This window comes from Crossiella sp. SN42 (assembly GCF_023897065.1).
Lineage (GTDB): Bacteria > Actinomycetota > Actinomycetes > Mycobacteriales > Pseudonocardiaceae > Crossiella.
The window spans coordinates 90873-104842 of record NZ_JAMHIV010000026.1 but is presented as its reverse complement, the minus strand read 5'-3'; the positions used below and the strand labels follow the sequence as shown (position 1 = coordinate 104842).

General features: G+C 71.7%; 15 protein-coding genes. 7 read left to right on the top strand and 8 right to left on the bottom strand.

Annotated elements, in window-relative coordinates:
- Positions 1–2: 2 nt before the first annotated feature.
- Complete coding sequence (locus M8C13_RS29215; protein WP_252483939.1) at positions 3–647, top strand: DUF6518 family protein; 645 nt, start codon at positions 3–5, stop codon at positions 645–647.
- Here the strand turns inward: M8C13_RS29215 and M8C13_RS29210 are convergent.
- Together M8C13_RS29210 and M8C13_RS29205 are read right to left on the bottom strand one after the other, a co-directional pair.
- A complete protein-coding gene (locus M8C13_RS29210) occupies positions 620–1447 on the bottom strand; it encodes an arylamine N-acetyltransferase (protein ID WP_252483938.1) in 828 nt (275 codons plus the stop codon). The two genes, M8C13_RS29215 and M8C13_RS29210, sit on opposite strands and share 28 nt — an antisense overlap.
- Positions 1448–1457: 10 nt before the next feature.
- A complete protein-coding gene (locus M8C13_RS29205) occupies positions 1458–1718 on the bottom strand; it encodes a cupin domain-containing protein (RefSeq protein WP_252483937.1) in 261 nt (86 codons plus the stop codon).
- A gap of 85 nt (positions 1719–1803) precedes the next feature.
- Between M8C13_RS29205 and M8C13_RS29200 the strand changes: the two genes are divergently transcribed.
- Both M8C13_RS29200 and M8C13_RS29195 read left to right on the top strand, forming a co-directional pair.
- Entirely contained in the window at positions 1804–2301 is a 498-nt protein-coding gene (locus M8C13_RS29200; protein WP_252483936.1) for a MarR family winged helix-turn-helix transcriptional regulator, read from the top strand.
- A 37-nt stretch (positions 2302–2338) separates the two neighbouring features.
- Positions 2339–3574: an RNA polymerase sigma factor gene (locus M8C13_RS29195; RefSeq protein WP_252483935.1), complete on the top strand. Its 1236-nt coding sequence runs from the start codon at positions 2339–2341 to the stop codon at positions 3572–3574.
- Here the strand turns inward: M8C13_RS29195 and M8C13_RS29190 are convergent.
- Entirely contained in the window at positions 3532–4482 is a 951-nt protein-coding gene (locus tag M8C13_RS29190) for a pseudouridine synthase (protein ID WP_252483934.1), read from the bottom strand. The two genes, M8C13_RS29195 and M8C13_RS29190, sit on opposite strands and share 43 nt — an antisense overlap.
- Positions 4483–4714: 232 nt before the next feature.
- Here M8C13_RS29190 and M8C13_RS29185 point away from each other — a divergent pair, with 232 nt between their 5' ends.
- Both M8C13_RS29185 and M8C13_RS45575 read left to right on the top strand, forming a co-directional pair.
- Positions 4715–5794: a sensor histidine kinase gene (locus M8C13_RS29185; RefSeq protein ID WP_252483933.1), complete on the top strand. Its 1080-nt coding sequence runs from the start codon at positions 4715–4717 to the stop codon at positions 5792–5794.
- Complete coding sequence (locus M8C13_RS45575; protein WP_252483932.1) at positions 5791–6405, top strand: response regulator; 615 nt, start codon at positions 5791–5793, stop codon at positions 6403–6405. The genes M8C13_RS29185 and M8C13_RS45575 overlap by 4 nt, the downstream gene beginning before the upstream one ends.
- Here M8C13_RS45575 and M8C13_RS29175 read toward each other — a convergent pair.
- Genes M8C13_RS29175 through M8C13_RS29165 form a run of 3 tightly spaced genes read right to left on the bottom strand, consistent with a single transcriptional unit; the run spans position 6387 to position 10146 of the window.
- Complete coding sequence (locus M8C13_RS29175) at positions 6387–8558, bottom strand: xanthine dehydrogenase family protein molybdopterin-binding subunit (protein ID WP_252483931.1); 2172 nt, start codon at positions 8556–8558, stop codon at positions 6387–6389. The genes M8C13_RS45575 and M8C13_RS29175 overlap by 19 nt on opposite strands.
- Complete coding sequence (locus M8C13_RS29170; RefSeq protein WP_252483930.1) at positions 8555–9535, bottom strand: xanthine dehydrogenase family protein subunit M; 981 nt, start codon at positions 9533–9535, stop codon at positions 8555–8557. The genes M8C13_RS29175 and M8C13_RS29170 overlap by 4 nt, the downstream gene beginning before the upstream one ends.
- The gene (locus M8C13_RS29165; protein ID WP_374213192.1) at positions 9532–10146 is read right to left on the bottom strand and encodes a (2Fe-2S)-binding protein; all 615 of its coding nucleotides are present in this window, start codon (positions 10144–10146) and stop codon (positions 9532–9534) included. The genes M8C13_RS29170 and M8C13_RS29165 overlap by 4 nt, the downstream gene beginning before the upstream one ends.
- Positions 10147–10460: 314 nt before the next feature.
- On the opposite strand from M8C13_RS29165, the gene M8C13_RS29160 reads away from it, so the two are divergent.
- Entirely contained in the window at positions 10461–12632 is a 2172-nt protein-coding gene (locus M8C13_RS29160; protein WP_252483993.1) for an RICIN domain-containing protein, read from the top strand.
- Between the two features lie 59 nt (positions 12633–12691).
- On the opposite strand, the gene M8C13_RS29155 is transcribed toward M8C13_RS29160, so the two are convergent.
- Positions 12692–13189 carry an ATP-binding protein gene (locus tag M8C13_RS29155; RefSeq protein WP_252483929.1) on the bottom strand — a complete coding sequence of 166 codons (498 nt, stop codon included), beginning with the start codon at positions 13187–13189 and terminating at the stop codon, positions 12692–12694.
- A 131-nt stretch (positions 13190–13320) separates the two neighbouring features.
- On the opposite strand from M8C13_RS29155, the gene M8C13_RS29150 reads away from it, so the two are divergent.
- Positions 13321–13554: a hypothetical protein gene (locus M8C13_RS29150; RefSeq protein WP_252483992.1), complete on the top strand. Its 234-nt coding sequence runs from the start codon at positions 13321–13323 to the stop codon at positions 13552–13554.
- On the opposite strand, the gene M8C13_RS29145 is transcribed toward M8C13_RS29150, so the two are convergent.
- The gene (locus M8C13_RS29145) at positions 13551–13952 is read right to left on the bottom strand and encodes a DUF2203 domain-containing protein (protein WP_252483928.1); all 402 of its coding nucleotides are present in this window, start codon (positions 13950–13952) and stop codon (positions 13551–13553) included. The two genes, M8C13_RS29150 and M8C13_RS29145, sit on opposite strands and share 4 nt — an antisense overlap.
- Between the last annotated feature and the right edge of the window lie 18 nt (positions 13953–13970).

The window sequence follows — 13970 nt, the reverse complement described above, 5'->3', positions numbered from 1 at the left end:
CGATGCTCGCTCCGGCCGCCACCAGGGAACCCGCCAGGGTCGGCCGTGACTGGTTGATCGTCACCCTCGCCGGGCTGCTGCTCGGCGGGGCGACGTTCCTGTTCCACCTGTTCCACCTCGGCTGGCTGGCCAACTCCACGGCCAGCTGGGCCACCACCGCCTACCTGGTGGGCGCGTGCGCCGGCTGGAGCCTGTGGCGCTCCCCGCTCTACGGCGCCGTCGCCCTGTGGATCGGCCTGACCTGCTGGTACCTGTCGGTGGCCGTGCGCGGGGAGTTCGACTGGTCCACCCTGGGCGAGGCCGGGATCTGGTTCGGCGCGGCCGCGGTGGCCGGCGCGGTGTTCGGCTACGCCGGGGCCTGCCGCCGCTACTGCCTCGGGCCCTTTTCCTTCCTCGGCATCGGGGTGATCGGCGGCGTGCTGGTGTGGGAGGGCCTGTACCGGCTGTTCGTGATCGCCCCGGACGTGCCGGGCAACACGCAGGTCATCGCGGGCTCCACCATGCTCAGCTGCGGGGTGCTGGCCGCTGTGCTGCTGCCGCGCACCTTCCAGGACCGGCTGTACGCGCTCGGGGTCGCCGCCGCGGTGACCGCGATCGGCGCCCCGGCCGCGCCGCTGTTTCAGCTGATCCTGTCCAACAACAACTGACGTTCGGTCTCGGTCAGCTCGATGCCGAGCTCCGGCAGCAGGGCCACCGCCTCGGCCGGGGTCACCGGCCGGGTCTCGGTGCTGCCGTCCGCCCGCTCCACGGTCAGCTGCCCGCCGACCAGGCGGTGGCTGACGCCCTCTTCCAGGCGCATCGCGACCAGCTGCTGGGAGAACGGCGAGCGCGGGTGGGTGGCCACGAAGTGGTGCGCCACCAGGTAGTCCACCGGCCGCTGCTCCTGCTCTTCGAACCCGTGCAGCGACCGCCAGCCCTCGGCCTCCTGCTTCTGCAGCACCCACAGCGGCCCGTCCTGCACCAGCCGGTGCTTCCACCCCGCCTGGTCGGTCACCTGCCCGGCGACCAAGGGCATCGGCTGGAACATGCCCGCGCCGAACCCGATGTCCACCAGGAAGTCCTGGCCCTCGGCGGTGACCACCAGGGTCATGTGGGTGCGGAAGCTCGGCTTCTCCGGGTCGATCCGGGACATCCGCCGCCGCACCTGGTAGCCGAGCTGGGTGGCCACCGCGGCGAAGAGCAGGCCGTGCTCGTAGCAGTAGCCGCCGCGCCTGCGGCCGACCAGCTTGGCCACGATGCCGGGCAGTTCCACGCCGGGGTGCTGGTCCAGCAGCACGTCGATGTTCTCGAACGGGATCGACCGGCTGTGCGCCGCGTGCAGGGTGCGCAGCGCCTCGACGGTCGGGGCCGGCACCGGCGGGTGGCCGATCCGGGTGAGGTAGGCGGTCACGTCCACCGCGTCGACGGTCCACTCGTCGTTGGCGGACCGTGGCTTCGGAGAAGTCATGACCGCAGTCTCATACCTCCAGCGTGGTGGAGGTCAAGGGCAGTTCCGCGGTGACCACAACGATGTCCGCGCTGCTGTCCACCGGGGTCCGCCAGCTGTGCTCGACCCCGGCCGGGATGGCCAGCTGGTCGCCGTTGGCCAGGTAGGCCATCCGGTCACCCAGGCGCACGTCCAGCGCGCCGAAGCGCACGTAGAGCAGCACGGAGGCCCTGGAGCGGCGTGGCGGGCAGGCGGTTGCGGGCGGGAGGGTGGTGCGCTCCGCGGTCAGCACGGGTCATCGGCTCCCCTGTGAGAACACTAGTTCCACAGCTGATAGTACGGAGCCAAACTATCCTGGGGCAAACTAGAGTGCCCGCATGGGCATGGACGGGATGGCCGACGCGGAGGAGATCCTGGCGGCCTGGCGCCGGGAGCGGCCGGACCTCGACGTGTCCTCGCTGGCCCCGTTCATCCGGACCTTGCAGGTCACCCAGCTGCTGGGGGCCGAGGTGGAGAAGGTCTTCCTGGAGCACGGGCTGCGCCGCGGCGAGTTCGACGTGCTCACCTCGCTGCGCCGGGCGGGCGCCCCGTTCACGCTGACGCCCTCGGAGCTGGCCGACCTGCTGATGCTCTCCCGCGCCGGGATGACCAACCGGCTGGACCGCTTGGAGAGCGCCGGATATGTGGAGCGGCGGCTGGATCCGGGCGACCGGCGCAGTTTCCTCATCGCGCTCACCGAGCACGGCCGCGAGCTCATCGACGAGACCTTCACCGCGCACATCGCCAACCTGCACCGGCTGACCGCGAAGGTCACCCCCGAGCAGCGCGCGGTGCTGGACGAGGTCATGCGCACCCTGCTGGCCGGCCTGCGCTGACCCGGTTTCTGTCGGCCGTGCGGGCTACCGTCTGCCCATGACGGTGGAGACGGTCCTCGCCGATGCCTTCCGCACCGAGTGGGGGCAGGTGGTGGCCACCCTGATCCGGGTCACCGGCGACTGGGACCTGGCCGAGGAGTGCGCCCAGGACGCCTTCGCCCAGGCCATGGAGACCTGGCCGAGGGACGGGGTGCCGCGCAAGCCGGGCGCCTGGCTGACCACCGCGGGCCGCAACCGGGCGATGGACCGGCTGCGCCGCGAGGCGGTCGGCCGGACCAAGCTGCGCGAGCTGGCCGCCCTGCCGCCGCCGGAACCCGAACCCGCCGAGGACAGCGGGGTGCGCGACGACCAGCTCCGGCTGATCTTCACCTGCTGCCACCCGGCGCTGCCCCTGGAGGGCCGGGTCGCGCTGACCCTGCGCACGCTGTGCGGGCTGACCACCCCGGAGATCGCCAGGGCGTTCCTGGTGCCGGAGGCGACCATGGCGCAGCGCCTGGTCCGGGCCAAGCGCAAGATCCGCAACGCCGGGATCCCGTACCGGGTGCCGCCCGCCGAGCTGCTGCCGGAGCGGCTGACCGCGGTGCTCGGCGTGCTGTACCTGCTGTTCAACGAGGGCTACTCGGCCACCGCGGGGGAGGACCTGCTGCGCGGCGGCCTCAGCGGCGAGGCGATCCGGCTGGCCAGGGTCCTGTGTGGACTGATGCCGGATGAGCCGGAAGCGTTGGGGCTGCTGGCTTTGCTGCTGCTGCACGACGCCCGCCGCGCCGCCAGGGTGGACGCCAATGGCGACCTGGTCACCTTGGAGGAGCAGGACCGGGAGCGCTGGGACGCCGAGGAGATCGCCGAGGGCGCGGCGCTGCTGGAGACCGCGCTGCGCAGGGGACGCCCTGGGGTGTACCAGTTGCAGGCGGCGATCAGCGCCTGCCACGCCACCGCGAAGACCGCGGCGGAGACCGACTGGCCGCAGATCGCCGGGCTCTACGCCGAGCTGGCCCGCCGGGTGCCCTCGCCGGTGGTGCGGCTCAACCAGGCGGTGGCGATCGCGATGGCCGAGGGCCCGGCCACCGGCCTGGCGCTGGTGCGGGAGCTGGAGGAGTCGGGCCTGCTGGCGGGCTACCACCTGCTTCCGGCCACCCGCGCGGACCTGCTCCGCCGCCTGGGCCGCGACGCCGAGGCCGCGCAGGCCTACCGGGACGCGCTCAAGCTGGTCACCGCCGAGGCGGAACGCCGCTACCTGGGGCGCAGGCTGGCCGCGCTGGCCCAGGACGCGTAGTCGGTCCACGCGGCCAGGGACTGCCGGCTGGTCAGGTGCCGGTCCTCCCCGGTGATCGGGTCGGTGAACCGCAGCGTCTTGGCCAGCAGCTGCAACGGCCGGGTGAAGTCGTCCAGGGGCCGGTCGGTGATCTCGGGGTAGAAGTCGTCGCCCAGGATCGGGATGCCCAGCCTGCTCAGGTGCAGCCGCAGCTGGTGGGTGCGCCCGGTCAGCGGCAGCAGCCGATATCGGCCGAGCCCGTCGCGCTGCTCCAGCAGTTCCAGTGTGGTCACCGCGTTCGGCGGCCCGTCCACCTCCTGCGCGGTGATCACCCCGCGTTCCTTGTGGATCCGGCTGCGCACCGTCATCGGCAGCACCAGCCCGGGGTTCACCGGCGCGACGGCCTCATATTCCTTGTGCACCAACCGGTCCCGGAACAACGTCTGATAGCGGCCCCGGTCGGCCCGGTTGATCACGAACATCACCAGCCCCGCGGTCACCCGGTCCAGCCGGTGCGCCGCGCTCAGCTCCGGCAGGTCGAGCTCGCGGCGCAGCTTCACCAGCGCGGTCTGCTGGATGTGCTTGCCGCGCGGGATGGTGGCCAGGAAGTGCGGCTTGTCCACCACCAGCAGGTGCTCGTCCCGGTGCACGATCCCGATCGGGTAAGGCACCGGAGCCTCCACCGGCAGCTCCCGGTGGAACCACACCACCCCGCCGGGCACGTACGGCGCGTCCAGCTCCAGGGGCCCGTTCAGGTCGGCGATCCGCCGCTCGATGAACATCGCGTCCAGCACCGCCGGGGTGACCAGCGGCAACCGGTCGGCCAGGTGCGCGCGCACGGTCGCCCAGCTCCCGTCCTCCGGCAGGCGCATCCGGGCCGGGTCCAGGCCGAAGCGCTGCGGTAGCGGGGGCGGGGTTTTGCGACGCATCGGGTCAGCGTACGGGGTGGAGGACGCGCCCCGCGAAATCACCGGCGCGCGCCCTCCGTTTCCCCCCTGGCTGATACTGGCACCGATTTCCGGCACTGGGCAGCCTGGATTTGGGCACGATTCCACCGTGAGAAAGTCATGGATTGCTTATGACCTGGCTCTCATGTTGTCGTGGTTTCGTCATCGCGGCCGGGCAGCGCCGTCTTAGTAGTGCGCCGAGGAGGGGGAACGCATGCCGAAAACGGTCCAGCCGGGCCTGTTGACCAGCCTGCTCGCGATCGCCGTGCCGCTGCTGGTCGGTTTCCCGGTAATCGGTTCGATAGTGTTTTTCGACCGCGGTCCGATGGTCATCCGGGAATGGGTTTTTCTGCTCGGCCTGGTGCTGCTGGGTGGTGCGATCCTGTTCCGGATCCGGCGTGGACAACCATCTCGTGCTGTGGCGGCCGCCTTTGTCGGCGGCCAGCTCGTGGTCCCGGCCTTGATCATCCCGTCTCCGTTGCTGAGCTGTTTCGCCATGCTGCTCACCGCCTGCACCCTGCTGGTTGTGCTCCCCGCACCGTGGGACCGGACTTCTTTCCTGGTGGTCGCGGCCGGGGCCTGCCTTTTCCTGAATCCGGAGCATCCGGCGTTGATCCTGCAGACGGTGCCGGTAGGCCTGGTCGCCACGATCGCCCTGTTCGCCACCATCCGCGCTGCCGAACTGGCCCAGCGCCTGGCCCGCAACCGGCACGCGCTGGCCCGTCTAGCGGTCGCCGAGGAGCGGCTGCGGGTGGCCAGGGACCTGCACGACTCCCTCGGCCAGGAGCTCACCGCGGCCGGCCTGCGCGCCGAGCTCGCCGCCCGCCTCACCGCCACCGACCCGGCCGCCGCGGCCGAGCAGGTGCTCGCCGTGCAGCGCGCCACCGAACGCGCCCTCGACGGCGTCCGCCAGGTCGCAACCGGTCTCTGGTGCCCGGAGTTCGACGAGGAGCTCGAACGCGGCACGACCTTGCTCGAGGACTCCGGCGTGCGCGCCGAGCTGCGCCTGCGCGCCCCCGCGCCGCCCGGGGCGAGCTGGGCGCTGCGCGAGGCGATCACCAACGTGCTCAAGCACAGCACCGCGCGCCGCTGCGTGGTGACCACCGAGGAGAAGGACGGCATGTTCCGCCTGACGGTCGACAACGACGGCGTCCACCCCGCCACCGGCAGCCCCGGCAGCGGCCTGACCGGTCTCACCGAGCGGATCACCGCCCTCGGCGGCCGGATCGAGGCCGGACCGGCCGGCGGTCGCCGTTTCCGCCTGCTGGTCGAGCTGCCGGTGGCGGCGCGGTGATCCGGGTCGCGGTGGCCGAGGACATGACCGTGCTGCGCGAGGCCCTGGTCAGCCTGTTCCGGCTGGAACCCGACATCGAGGTGGTCGCCGAGACCGGCCGCGGCGACACCGTGGCCGGGCTGGTCGAGCGGACCAGCCCGGACGTGCTGCTGCTGGACATCGAACTGCCCGGCGCGGACGGCCTGACCGTGGCCCGTCAGCTGCGCGCCACCGCCCCCGGGCTCCGTCTCCTGCTGCTCAGCGTGCTGGACCGCCCCGCCGTGCTCCAGGAGGCTCTTTCCCTTGGCGTGCACGGCTTCCTGCCCAAGGGCCGGTCGGTGACCGTGGTGCTGGACGCGATCCGCCGTGTGCACCGCGGCGAAACGGTGATCACCTCCGACGGCCGGATCGGCGCGCCCAGCCCGCTGACCCGCCGCGAGCTGGCGGTGCTGGAGCTGATGGCCCGTGGCGACACCGCCAAGGAGGTCGCCCGCGCGCTGAACCTGGCCACCGGCACCGTGCAGAACCACATGACCCGGGTGCTGGACAAGCTCGGCGCGCGCAACAAGGTCGACGCCATCCGCCTGGCCACCGACCACGGCTGGCTGACCGGTTACAACAGCTTGTCCTGAGTGATCGGCACCTCCCGGATCCGCCGCCCGGTCGCGTGGAACACCGCGTTGCCGATCGCCGCCGGCACCCCGGTCAGCGGTGTCTCGCCGAACCCCCGCGCGCCCAGCGCCGCACTGCTCGGGTCCGGCTTGTCCACGAAGTGCGTCTCGATCTCCGGCACGTCCGCGTGCACCGGCATCAGGTAGGTGGACAGGGTGGCGTTCATGATCCGGGCGTGCGCCGGGTCCACCACCGCGTGCTCCATCAGCGCGAAGCCGATGCCCCAGATCGTGCCGCCGATGGCCTGGCTGTGCGCGGTGCGCCGGTTGAGCACCCGGCCGGGGTCGTAGGCGCCGACCACCCGGCTCACCGAGACCTTGCCGTAGCGCGGATCCACCCGCACCTCCACGAACACCGCGCCGGTGGTGTAGTTCGGCGTGTTCGTGCTGTTGCCGGTGGCCGTCACCGGTTTCCCGTGCCGGGCAAGGACATCGCGGTAGCTGTCCCGGCGACGGCGGTCCCGGTCGAACAGGAACCCGTGCTCGGTGCCGATCCGCTCCGGCGGCAGGCCGTGCAGCGGTGAGCGCGGATCGGCCACCGCCAGCCGGATGACCTCGGCGCGGGCCGCGGTCGCGGCCTGGTCGACCGCGCCGGTCACGCTGTTCACCGTGGCCGAGCCGAAGGAGCCGGTCGCCACCGGGTAGTCGGTGTGGCCCAGCTGGGTGGTCACCGCGGCCAGGGGCATGCCCAGCGCCTGCGCGGCGACCTGGGTGAGCACGGTGTAGGTCCCGGTGCCGATGTCGTGCGCGCCGGTGCGCAGCGTGGCGCGGCCGTCGGTGCCCAGGGTGAGCTGGGCGGCCGAGGGCAGCGCGGTGCAGGAGTGCGCCTCGGTGGCCATGCCCCAGCCGATCCGGATGTCCCCGTCCCGCATCGAGCCGGCCCTGGGGTCGCGCCGGGACCAGCCGAAGGCGCGGGCGCCGATCCGGTAGCACTCGTCCAGGTGCTTGCTGCCCCAGCGCTGGCCGGTGCCGGGGTGCGTGGCGGCGTAGTTGCGCAGCCGCAGCGCCACCGGGTCGATGCCCAGCTCGTGGCTCAGCTCGTCCAGCGCGGTCTCCAGGCCGTGGTGGGCGGCCAGTTCGGGGGAGCGGATGAAGTTGCCGGTCTGCAGGTCCAGCCGCACCGCCTGCTGCCGGATGCGCAGGTTCGGGATGGCGTAGAGGGTGCGGGAGGAGTGGCTGGCGTTGTAGATCCGGTCCTCGGTGGCCGAGCACTGCTGGGTGGAGACGTGCACCAGCGCGGTGATCCGGCCGTCCCGCTTGGCGCCCAGGGTGATCCGCTGCCGGAACTCGCTGCGGTGGCCGTGCGCGGTGTAGGTCTGCGCCCGGGAGAGCACCAGCTTCACCGGCCGCGCCAGCTCCCTGGCCGCGGCCGCGGTGAGCAGCAGGTGCGGCCAGGCCGCGCTCTTGGCGCCGAACCCGCCGCCGAGGTACGGCGAGATCACCCGCACCGAGGCCGGCGGCAGGCCCAGCGCCTGGGCCACCGCGGTCTTGGCGAAGTTGCCGGCCTGGGTCGACTCGTAGAGCGTGAGCTGCCCGTCCGCCCAGTGCGCGATGCTCGCGTGCGGCTCCATCGGGTTGTGCAGATGTATCGGCGAACTGTATATACCGTCGATCGTGATATCCGCTTCGGCGAGTCCGGCTTCGGGGTTGCCGCGCACGCTCTCGTTGGGCTCGCCTCCGGTCACCGGCGGCACGAACTCCTCGCCCTCGGCCTCGTGCAGCGCGCTGCGGTGCTTCTCCGCCTGGTACTGGGCGGTCACCAGGGTGGCGGCATGCTGGGCCTCCTCCAGGGTCCTGGCCACCACCAGCGCGATCGGCTGGCCGCTGTGGTGGATCCGGTCGTCCTGCACCGGGATGTAGGTCTTGCGGTAGGCGGCGGCCGGCACGGTGAGCCGCGGCATGGTGAGGTGGGTGAACACCCGCACCACCCCCGTCGCCCGCTCGGCCGCGGCCACCTCGATGCCGGTGAGCCGGCCCCTGGCGATCGTGCTGAGCACCAGGACGCCGTGCAGCAGCCCGGGAATCCGCTGGTCGGCGGCGTAGGTCGCGGCGCCGGTGACCTTGGCGTGCCCGTCCACCCGGTCCACCGGCCGCCCGATCAGGTCCCCGCTCATCGCTGCCTCCCCAGCTCGGTGAGCACCCCGGTGAGCGCCCTGCGCATCAGCTCCACCTTGAATCCGTTGTGCGCCAACGGCCGGGCCCCGCGCACCGCGGCATCGGCGGCCGCGGCCAGGCTCGGCCCGTCCAGTGGCCTGCCCCGCAGCACCGCCTCGGCCTCCGGCACCCGCCAGGGCAGCGGCGCCACCCCGCCGAAGGCCAGCCGCACCTCCCGCACCCGCCCGCCGCGCTGGGTCAGGCAGGCGGCCACCGACACCACCGCGAACTCGAAGCTCTCCCGGTCCCGCAGCTTCAGGTACCGCGACCGCGCGGCGAGGGCCCCGGTCGGCACCTCCACCCCGGTGATCAGCTCACCCGGCCGCAGCACGTGCTCCACCTGCGGCGAGTCACCCGGCAGCCGGTAGAGCTCGGCGAAGGCGATCCGCCGCGCCCCGGCCGCGCCCTGGGTGAGCACGGTGGCCTCCAGCGCCTGGAGGGAGACCGCGAGGTCCGAGGCGTGCACCGCCACGCAGTGCGCGCTGCCGCCGAAGAGCGCGTGCATCCGGTTGTGCCCGGCCTGGGCGGGGCAGCCGCTACCGGGCTGCCGCTTGTTGCACGGGAACCCGCTGTCCCGGAAGTAGCCGCACCGGTTGCGCTGCAACAGGTTCCCGCCGATCGCGGCCATGTTCCGGATCTGCGGCGAGGCCGAGTTGAGCAGCGCCGAGGCCAGCACCGGCGTCCGGGTGCGCACCGCGGGATGCGCGGCCACCTCGGCCATCCGGGCCAGCGCGCCGATCCGGATCCGGTCCGGCAGCACCTGGATGTCGTTGAGCGGCAAGGCGTTGATGTCGATGAGCCGGTCGTGCGCCTGCACGCCGTCCTTCATCAGGTTCAGCAGCTCGGTGCCACCGGCCACGTACGCCGCTCCCGGAGTCGCGGCGGCGCGCACGGCTTCCTCGGTCGCCCGAGGGCGGACATAGCCGAAGGCCCTCATCCTCGCGCCTCCTTCGCCGCGTCCCGCACCGCGGCCACGATGTTGGGATAGCAGCTGCACCGGCACAGGTTCCCGCTCATCCACTCCCGGATCTCCGCGTCCGACCCGGTGTGCCCCTCCTCGATCGCGGCCACCGCGGACATGATCTGTCCGGGCGTGCAGAACCCGCACTGGAAGGCGTCCCTGCGGATGAAGGCCGCCTGCACCGGGTGTAGCTGTCCGTCCCGCGCCAGCCCCTCCACCGTGGTGATCCGCTGGCCTTGTCGCATCACGGCCAGGGTCAGGCAGGACTTGATCCGCTGCCCGTCCACCAGCACCGTGCAGGCCCCGCACTCGCCGCGGTCGCAGCCCTTCTTCGTCCCGGTGAGCCCGAGCCGTTCGCGCAACGCGTCCAGCAGGGTGACCCTGGGTTCCACCGACACCGGGTGGTCGGCGCCGTTGACGCGCAACGTGATCTGCACGCCGGCCCCCGGTTCCACACCATCCACTGTGGACGGTGCCGCGGTCGCGGTGGCGGGCAGGGCGCCCGCCGCGATCGCGCCCGCCGCGGTGACGCCGCCTGCCTTGAGCACGGTCCTTCGATTGGGCCGGACCTGTGGGTGATCGGACACCGTGCCTCCTTGTCGGTGGCTCTCTAGTTAGCGGTGATCCGCTACCGATGTGATCAACGATAACACTCCGACATTAGCGACGCTAGGGTCGAAGTGTTATCAGTGCTACGCCGAGCGCGGTCGCAGACTGCGTATGCGATGTTCAAGCCTTATTTTTAGCCATGTATTGACTTGTGCCCGTAGCCGTCATTACGTTCGGCCCGCCGACAAGTTCGCCGCCGCCACCCCTGCGTGACACTCGGGAAAACGCTTGCCCTGCCTGGGTGTCACGTCCCTGCATCGTGGCAGAGGAGTGCCCTGTGACGTGGAGACGGATGGCGACGGCGGCGACAGCCGCGGTGGTCGCCGCGAGTTCGCTGACCCTGGTGTCCGCACCGGCCGCCGGCGCGGCGGTCACGCCCGGCGCCTGGTACAAGGTGGTGATCAAGGCCAGCGGCAAGTGCGTGGACGCCCGCGGCGCGGCCGCGGTCAACGGCACCGCCGTGCAGCAGTACACCTGCAACGACACCACCGCCCAGCAGTGGCAGTTCCAGGAGAGCGGTGGTGGCTTCTTCCGGCTGAACAGCCGCGTCGACGCCGCCCAGGTCATCGACGTGGCGGAGAGCTCCACCGCCGACGGCGGCCTGACCCACCTGTGGACCTACGGCGGTGGCGCGAACCAGCAGTGGCAGCCGGTCCAACAGGCCGACGGCTCGCACCGGCTGGTCAACCGCAACAGCGGCAAGTGCCTCGACCTGACCGAAGGCTCGCAGGCCGACAGCGTCCAGTTCCAGCAGTGGACCTGCTTCGAGGGCTCACCCAACCAGTCCTTCACCCTGGTGCTCGCCGGCGGCGACCCCGGCCCCGGCGACCCCGACTTCGGCCCGAACGTCTTCGTCTTCGACCCGTCCACCCCGCGGTCCACCATCCAGAACCGGGCGAACACGATCTTCCAGCGGCAGGAGCGGGCCCAGTTCGGCCCGGACCGCTACGCCATGTTGTTCAAGCCGGGCACCTACGACGTGGACGTCAACGTCGGCTACTACACCCAGGTCCTCGGCCTGGGCAGGCATCCGGACGAGGTGAACATCCGCGGCGCGGTGCACGTGGAGGCGGACTGGTTCCAGGGCAACGCCACGCACAACTTCTGGCGGGCCGCGGAGAACCTGTCGGTGACCCCCAACGGCGGCATGGACCGCTGGGCGGTCTCCCAGGCCGCGCCCTACCGCCGCATGCACGTGCGCGGCGACCTGCAACTCGATGACAACGGCTGGTCCAGCGGCGGGTTCATGGCCGACAGCAAGATCGACGGCCAGGTGCGCTCGGGCAGCCAGCAGCAGTGGTTGTCCCGCAACACCAACTGGGGCAGCTGGAACGGGTCCAACTGGAACATGGTCTTCGTCGGGGCCGACAACGCCCCCGCCGGCACCTTCCCGAACCCGCCCTACACCAGGATCGACCACACCCCGCGGATCCGGGAGAAGCCGTTCCTCCAGGTCAACGCCGTCGGCGCCTATGAGGTCTTCGTGCCCGCGCTGCGCGAGAACTCCCGCGGCACCACCTGGGAGAGCGGCAACCAGCCCGGCCAGGCGCTGCCGATCAGCTCCTTCTTCATCGCCAAGCCCGGCACCAGCGCCGCCGCGATGAACCAGGCGCTGGCCGAGGGCAAGAACCTGATCGTCACCCCCGGCATCTACCGCCTGGAGGAGACCCTGCGGGTCACCCGGCCGGACACCGTGGTGCTGGGCATGGGCCTGGCCACCCTGATGCCCAATAACGGGATCACCGCGCTGACCGTGGCCGACGTGCCCGGGGTGAAGATCGCCGGACTGCTCATCGACGCCGGCACCACCAACTCCACCCTGCTGATGGAGGTCGGCCCGCAGGGCTCGGCGGGCAACCACGCGGCCAACCCGACCTCGCTGCACGATCTGTTCATCCGGATCGGCGGCATGGTCGCGGGCAAGGCCACCACCAGCCTGGTAATCAACAGCCGCAACGTGATCGGCGACCACCTGTGGCTCTGGCGCGGCGACCACGGCGACGGCATCGGCTGGCACACCAACACCGCGGACGTGGGCCTGGTGGTCAACGGCGACAACGTGAGCATGTACGGGCTCTTCGTCGAGCACTACCAGAAGTACCAGACCATCTGGAACGGCCAGGGCGGCAAGACGTTCTTCTACCAGAACGAGATGCCCTACGACCCGCCGGACCAGGCGGCCTGGATGAACGGCTCCACCAGGGGCTACGCGGCCTACAAGGTGGGCGACCACGTCACCAGCCACGAGGCCCACGGGCTGGGCAGCTACTGCTTCTTCAACGTCAACCGCGGCGTGGTGGCCGAGCGGGCCTTCGAGGTGCCCAACCACCCGAACGTGCGCTTCCGGCACATGGTCACGGTGTCACTGGGCGGCGGCGCGGGCACCATCAACCGCGTCATCAACAACTCCGGCGGCACCGCGGGGCCGGGACAGGTGGTGCAGAACCTGGTGAGCTACCCGTAGCTCCCCGGCAGCCCCAACGGCCCGGGTCGCACCCGCGCGACCCGGGCCGTCGGCAGGTCTCAGTTGCGCTGGGCCCGGCTCAGCCCGGTCAGGAGCCGTTCCATCACCTCGGGGTCGACCTCGTGCGGGTCGTTGGCCAGCCGCTCGGCCTCGGGCGAGCGCCTGCGCTCCCGGCGCGGCAGCGGCACCGCCTCGGCGGTCACCCCGCCCGGCAGCGGCAGCTCGCACCACAGCATCCGGCCCCGGTCCAGGGCCACCACGCCCAGGTTCGGGCCCTCCATGTCCGGGGTCGCCTCGGCCGGGCGGCCGTCGGCCACCTCGATCACCAGGCTGTCCCCGCTGATCCGCAGGCGCACGGTCAGCATGCCGGGCCGCTTCGGGTCAGCGCTTTCCACCACCGCGGCCACCAACTGGCCCGCCGCGGTCGAAGCCTCCTCCAACAGCGGCCGCAGGGACCACTCGCGCAGGGTGAACTGAGCGAACAGGTCGGCGCAGTTCACCGCGGTGGGGAGCGCGACTAGCTGGATGTCGTCGACCTGTGCAGTCTGTGGGGTCACCGGGTTCCTTCTTCCGCCATTTCGGGAGCCTCGGGTGTCACTCGAATAGGGGATCCTGCCACACGCTGTAGACGTCCGGTGATTCCGCGTCCACTTTGTTGCCGGTGTCAACCTAGGATGACCAGGTGGAGATGGACCGGTTGATGACGCTGACCAGGGCGACCGGCGTGGACGACCCGATCGAGGGACTTGCCGCCGCCGCGGAACTACGCCGCGAACTCGAACGTCTGGAGGCTGTGCTGGTCCGCCGGGCCAGGGTCGCGGGCCGGACCTGGACCGAGGTGGCGGCGGCGCTGGGCGTCAGCAAGCAGGCGGTGCACAAGAAGCACGGCCGCACCGCGCTGTTCGGCCGCCGCGCCGACTAGGGCGTGTCCGCAAAGTCCCGCCCGCGATAGCCGCGCCGGTTCGGCCGCCGGCGCCCGGCGAACCCCAGGTCCCGCCGGTGGTACCAGAGCAGCTCGGTGTCGCCCTCCAGCCAGCACAGCAGCACTGGCACCTCGTCCAGCTCGGCCGGGAAGTCCACCAGCAGCGGCGCGAACCCCTTCAGCTCCGCCCCGGTCTGCTGGATCTGGGTCATCAGCTCGTCCAGCCGCGCCTGCGCCGCCTTGAACTCCGGCAACCCGCCCAGCGGACTCGGCTCGCCACCCGGCGCCACCGCCACGGCCAGCTCGGCGGCATCGGCGCGCAGCGCGACGACCTCGGTCAGCACCGGCAGCAGCGCGGCCAGCTCGGCCCGGGCCTCGGCCACGGTGAACAGTCCCATGCGGACCAGCCTGCCACA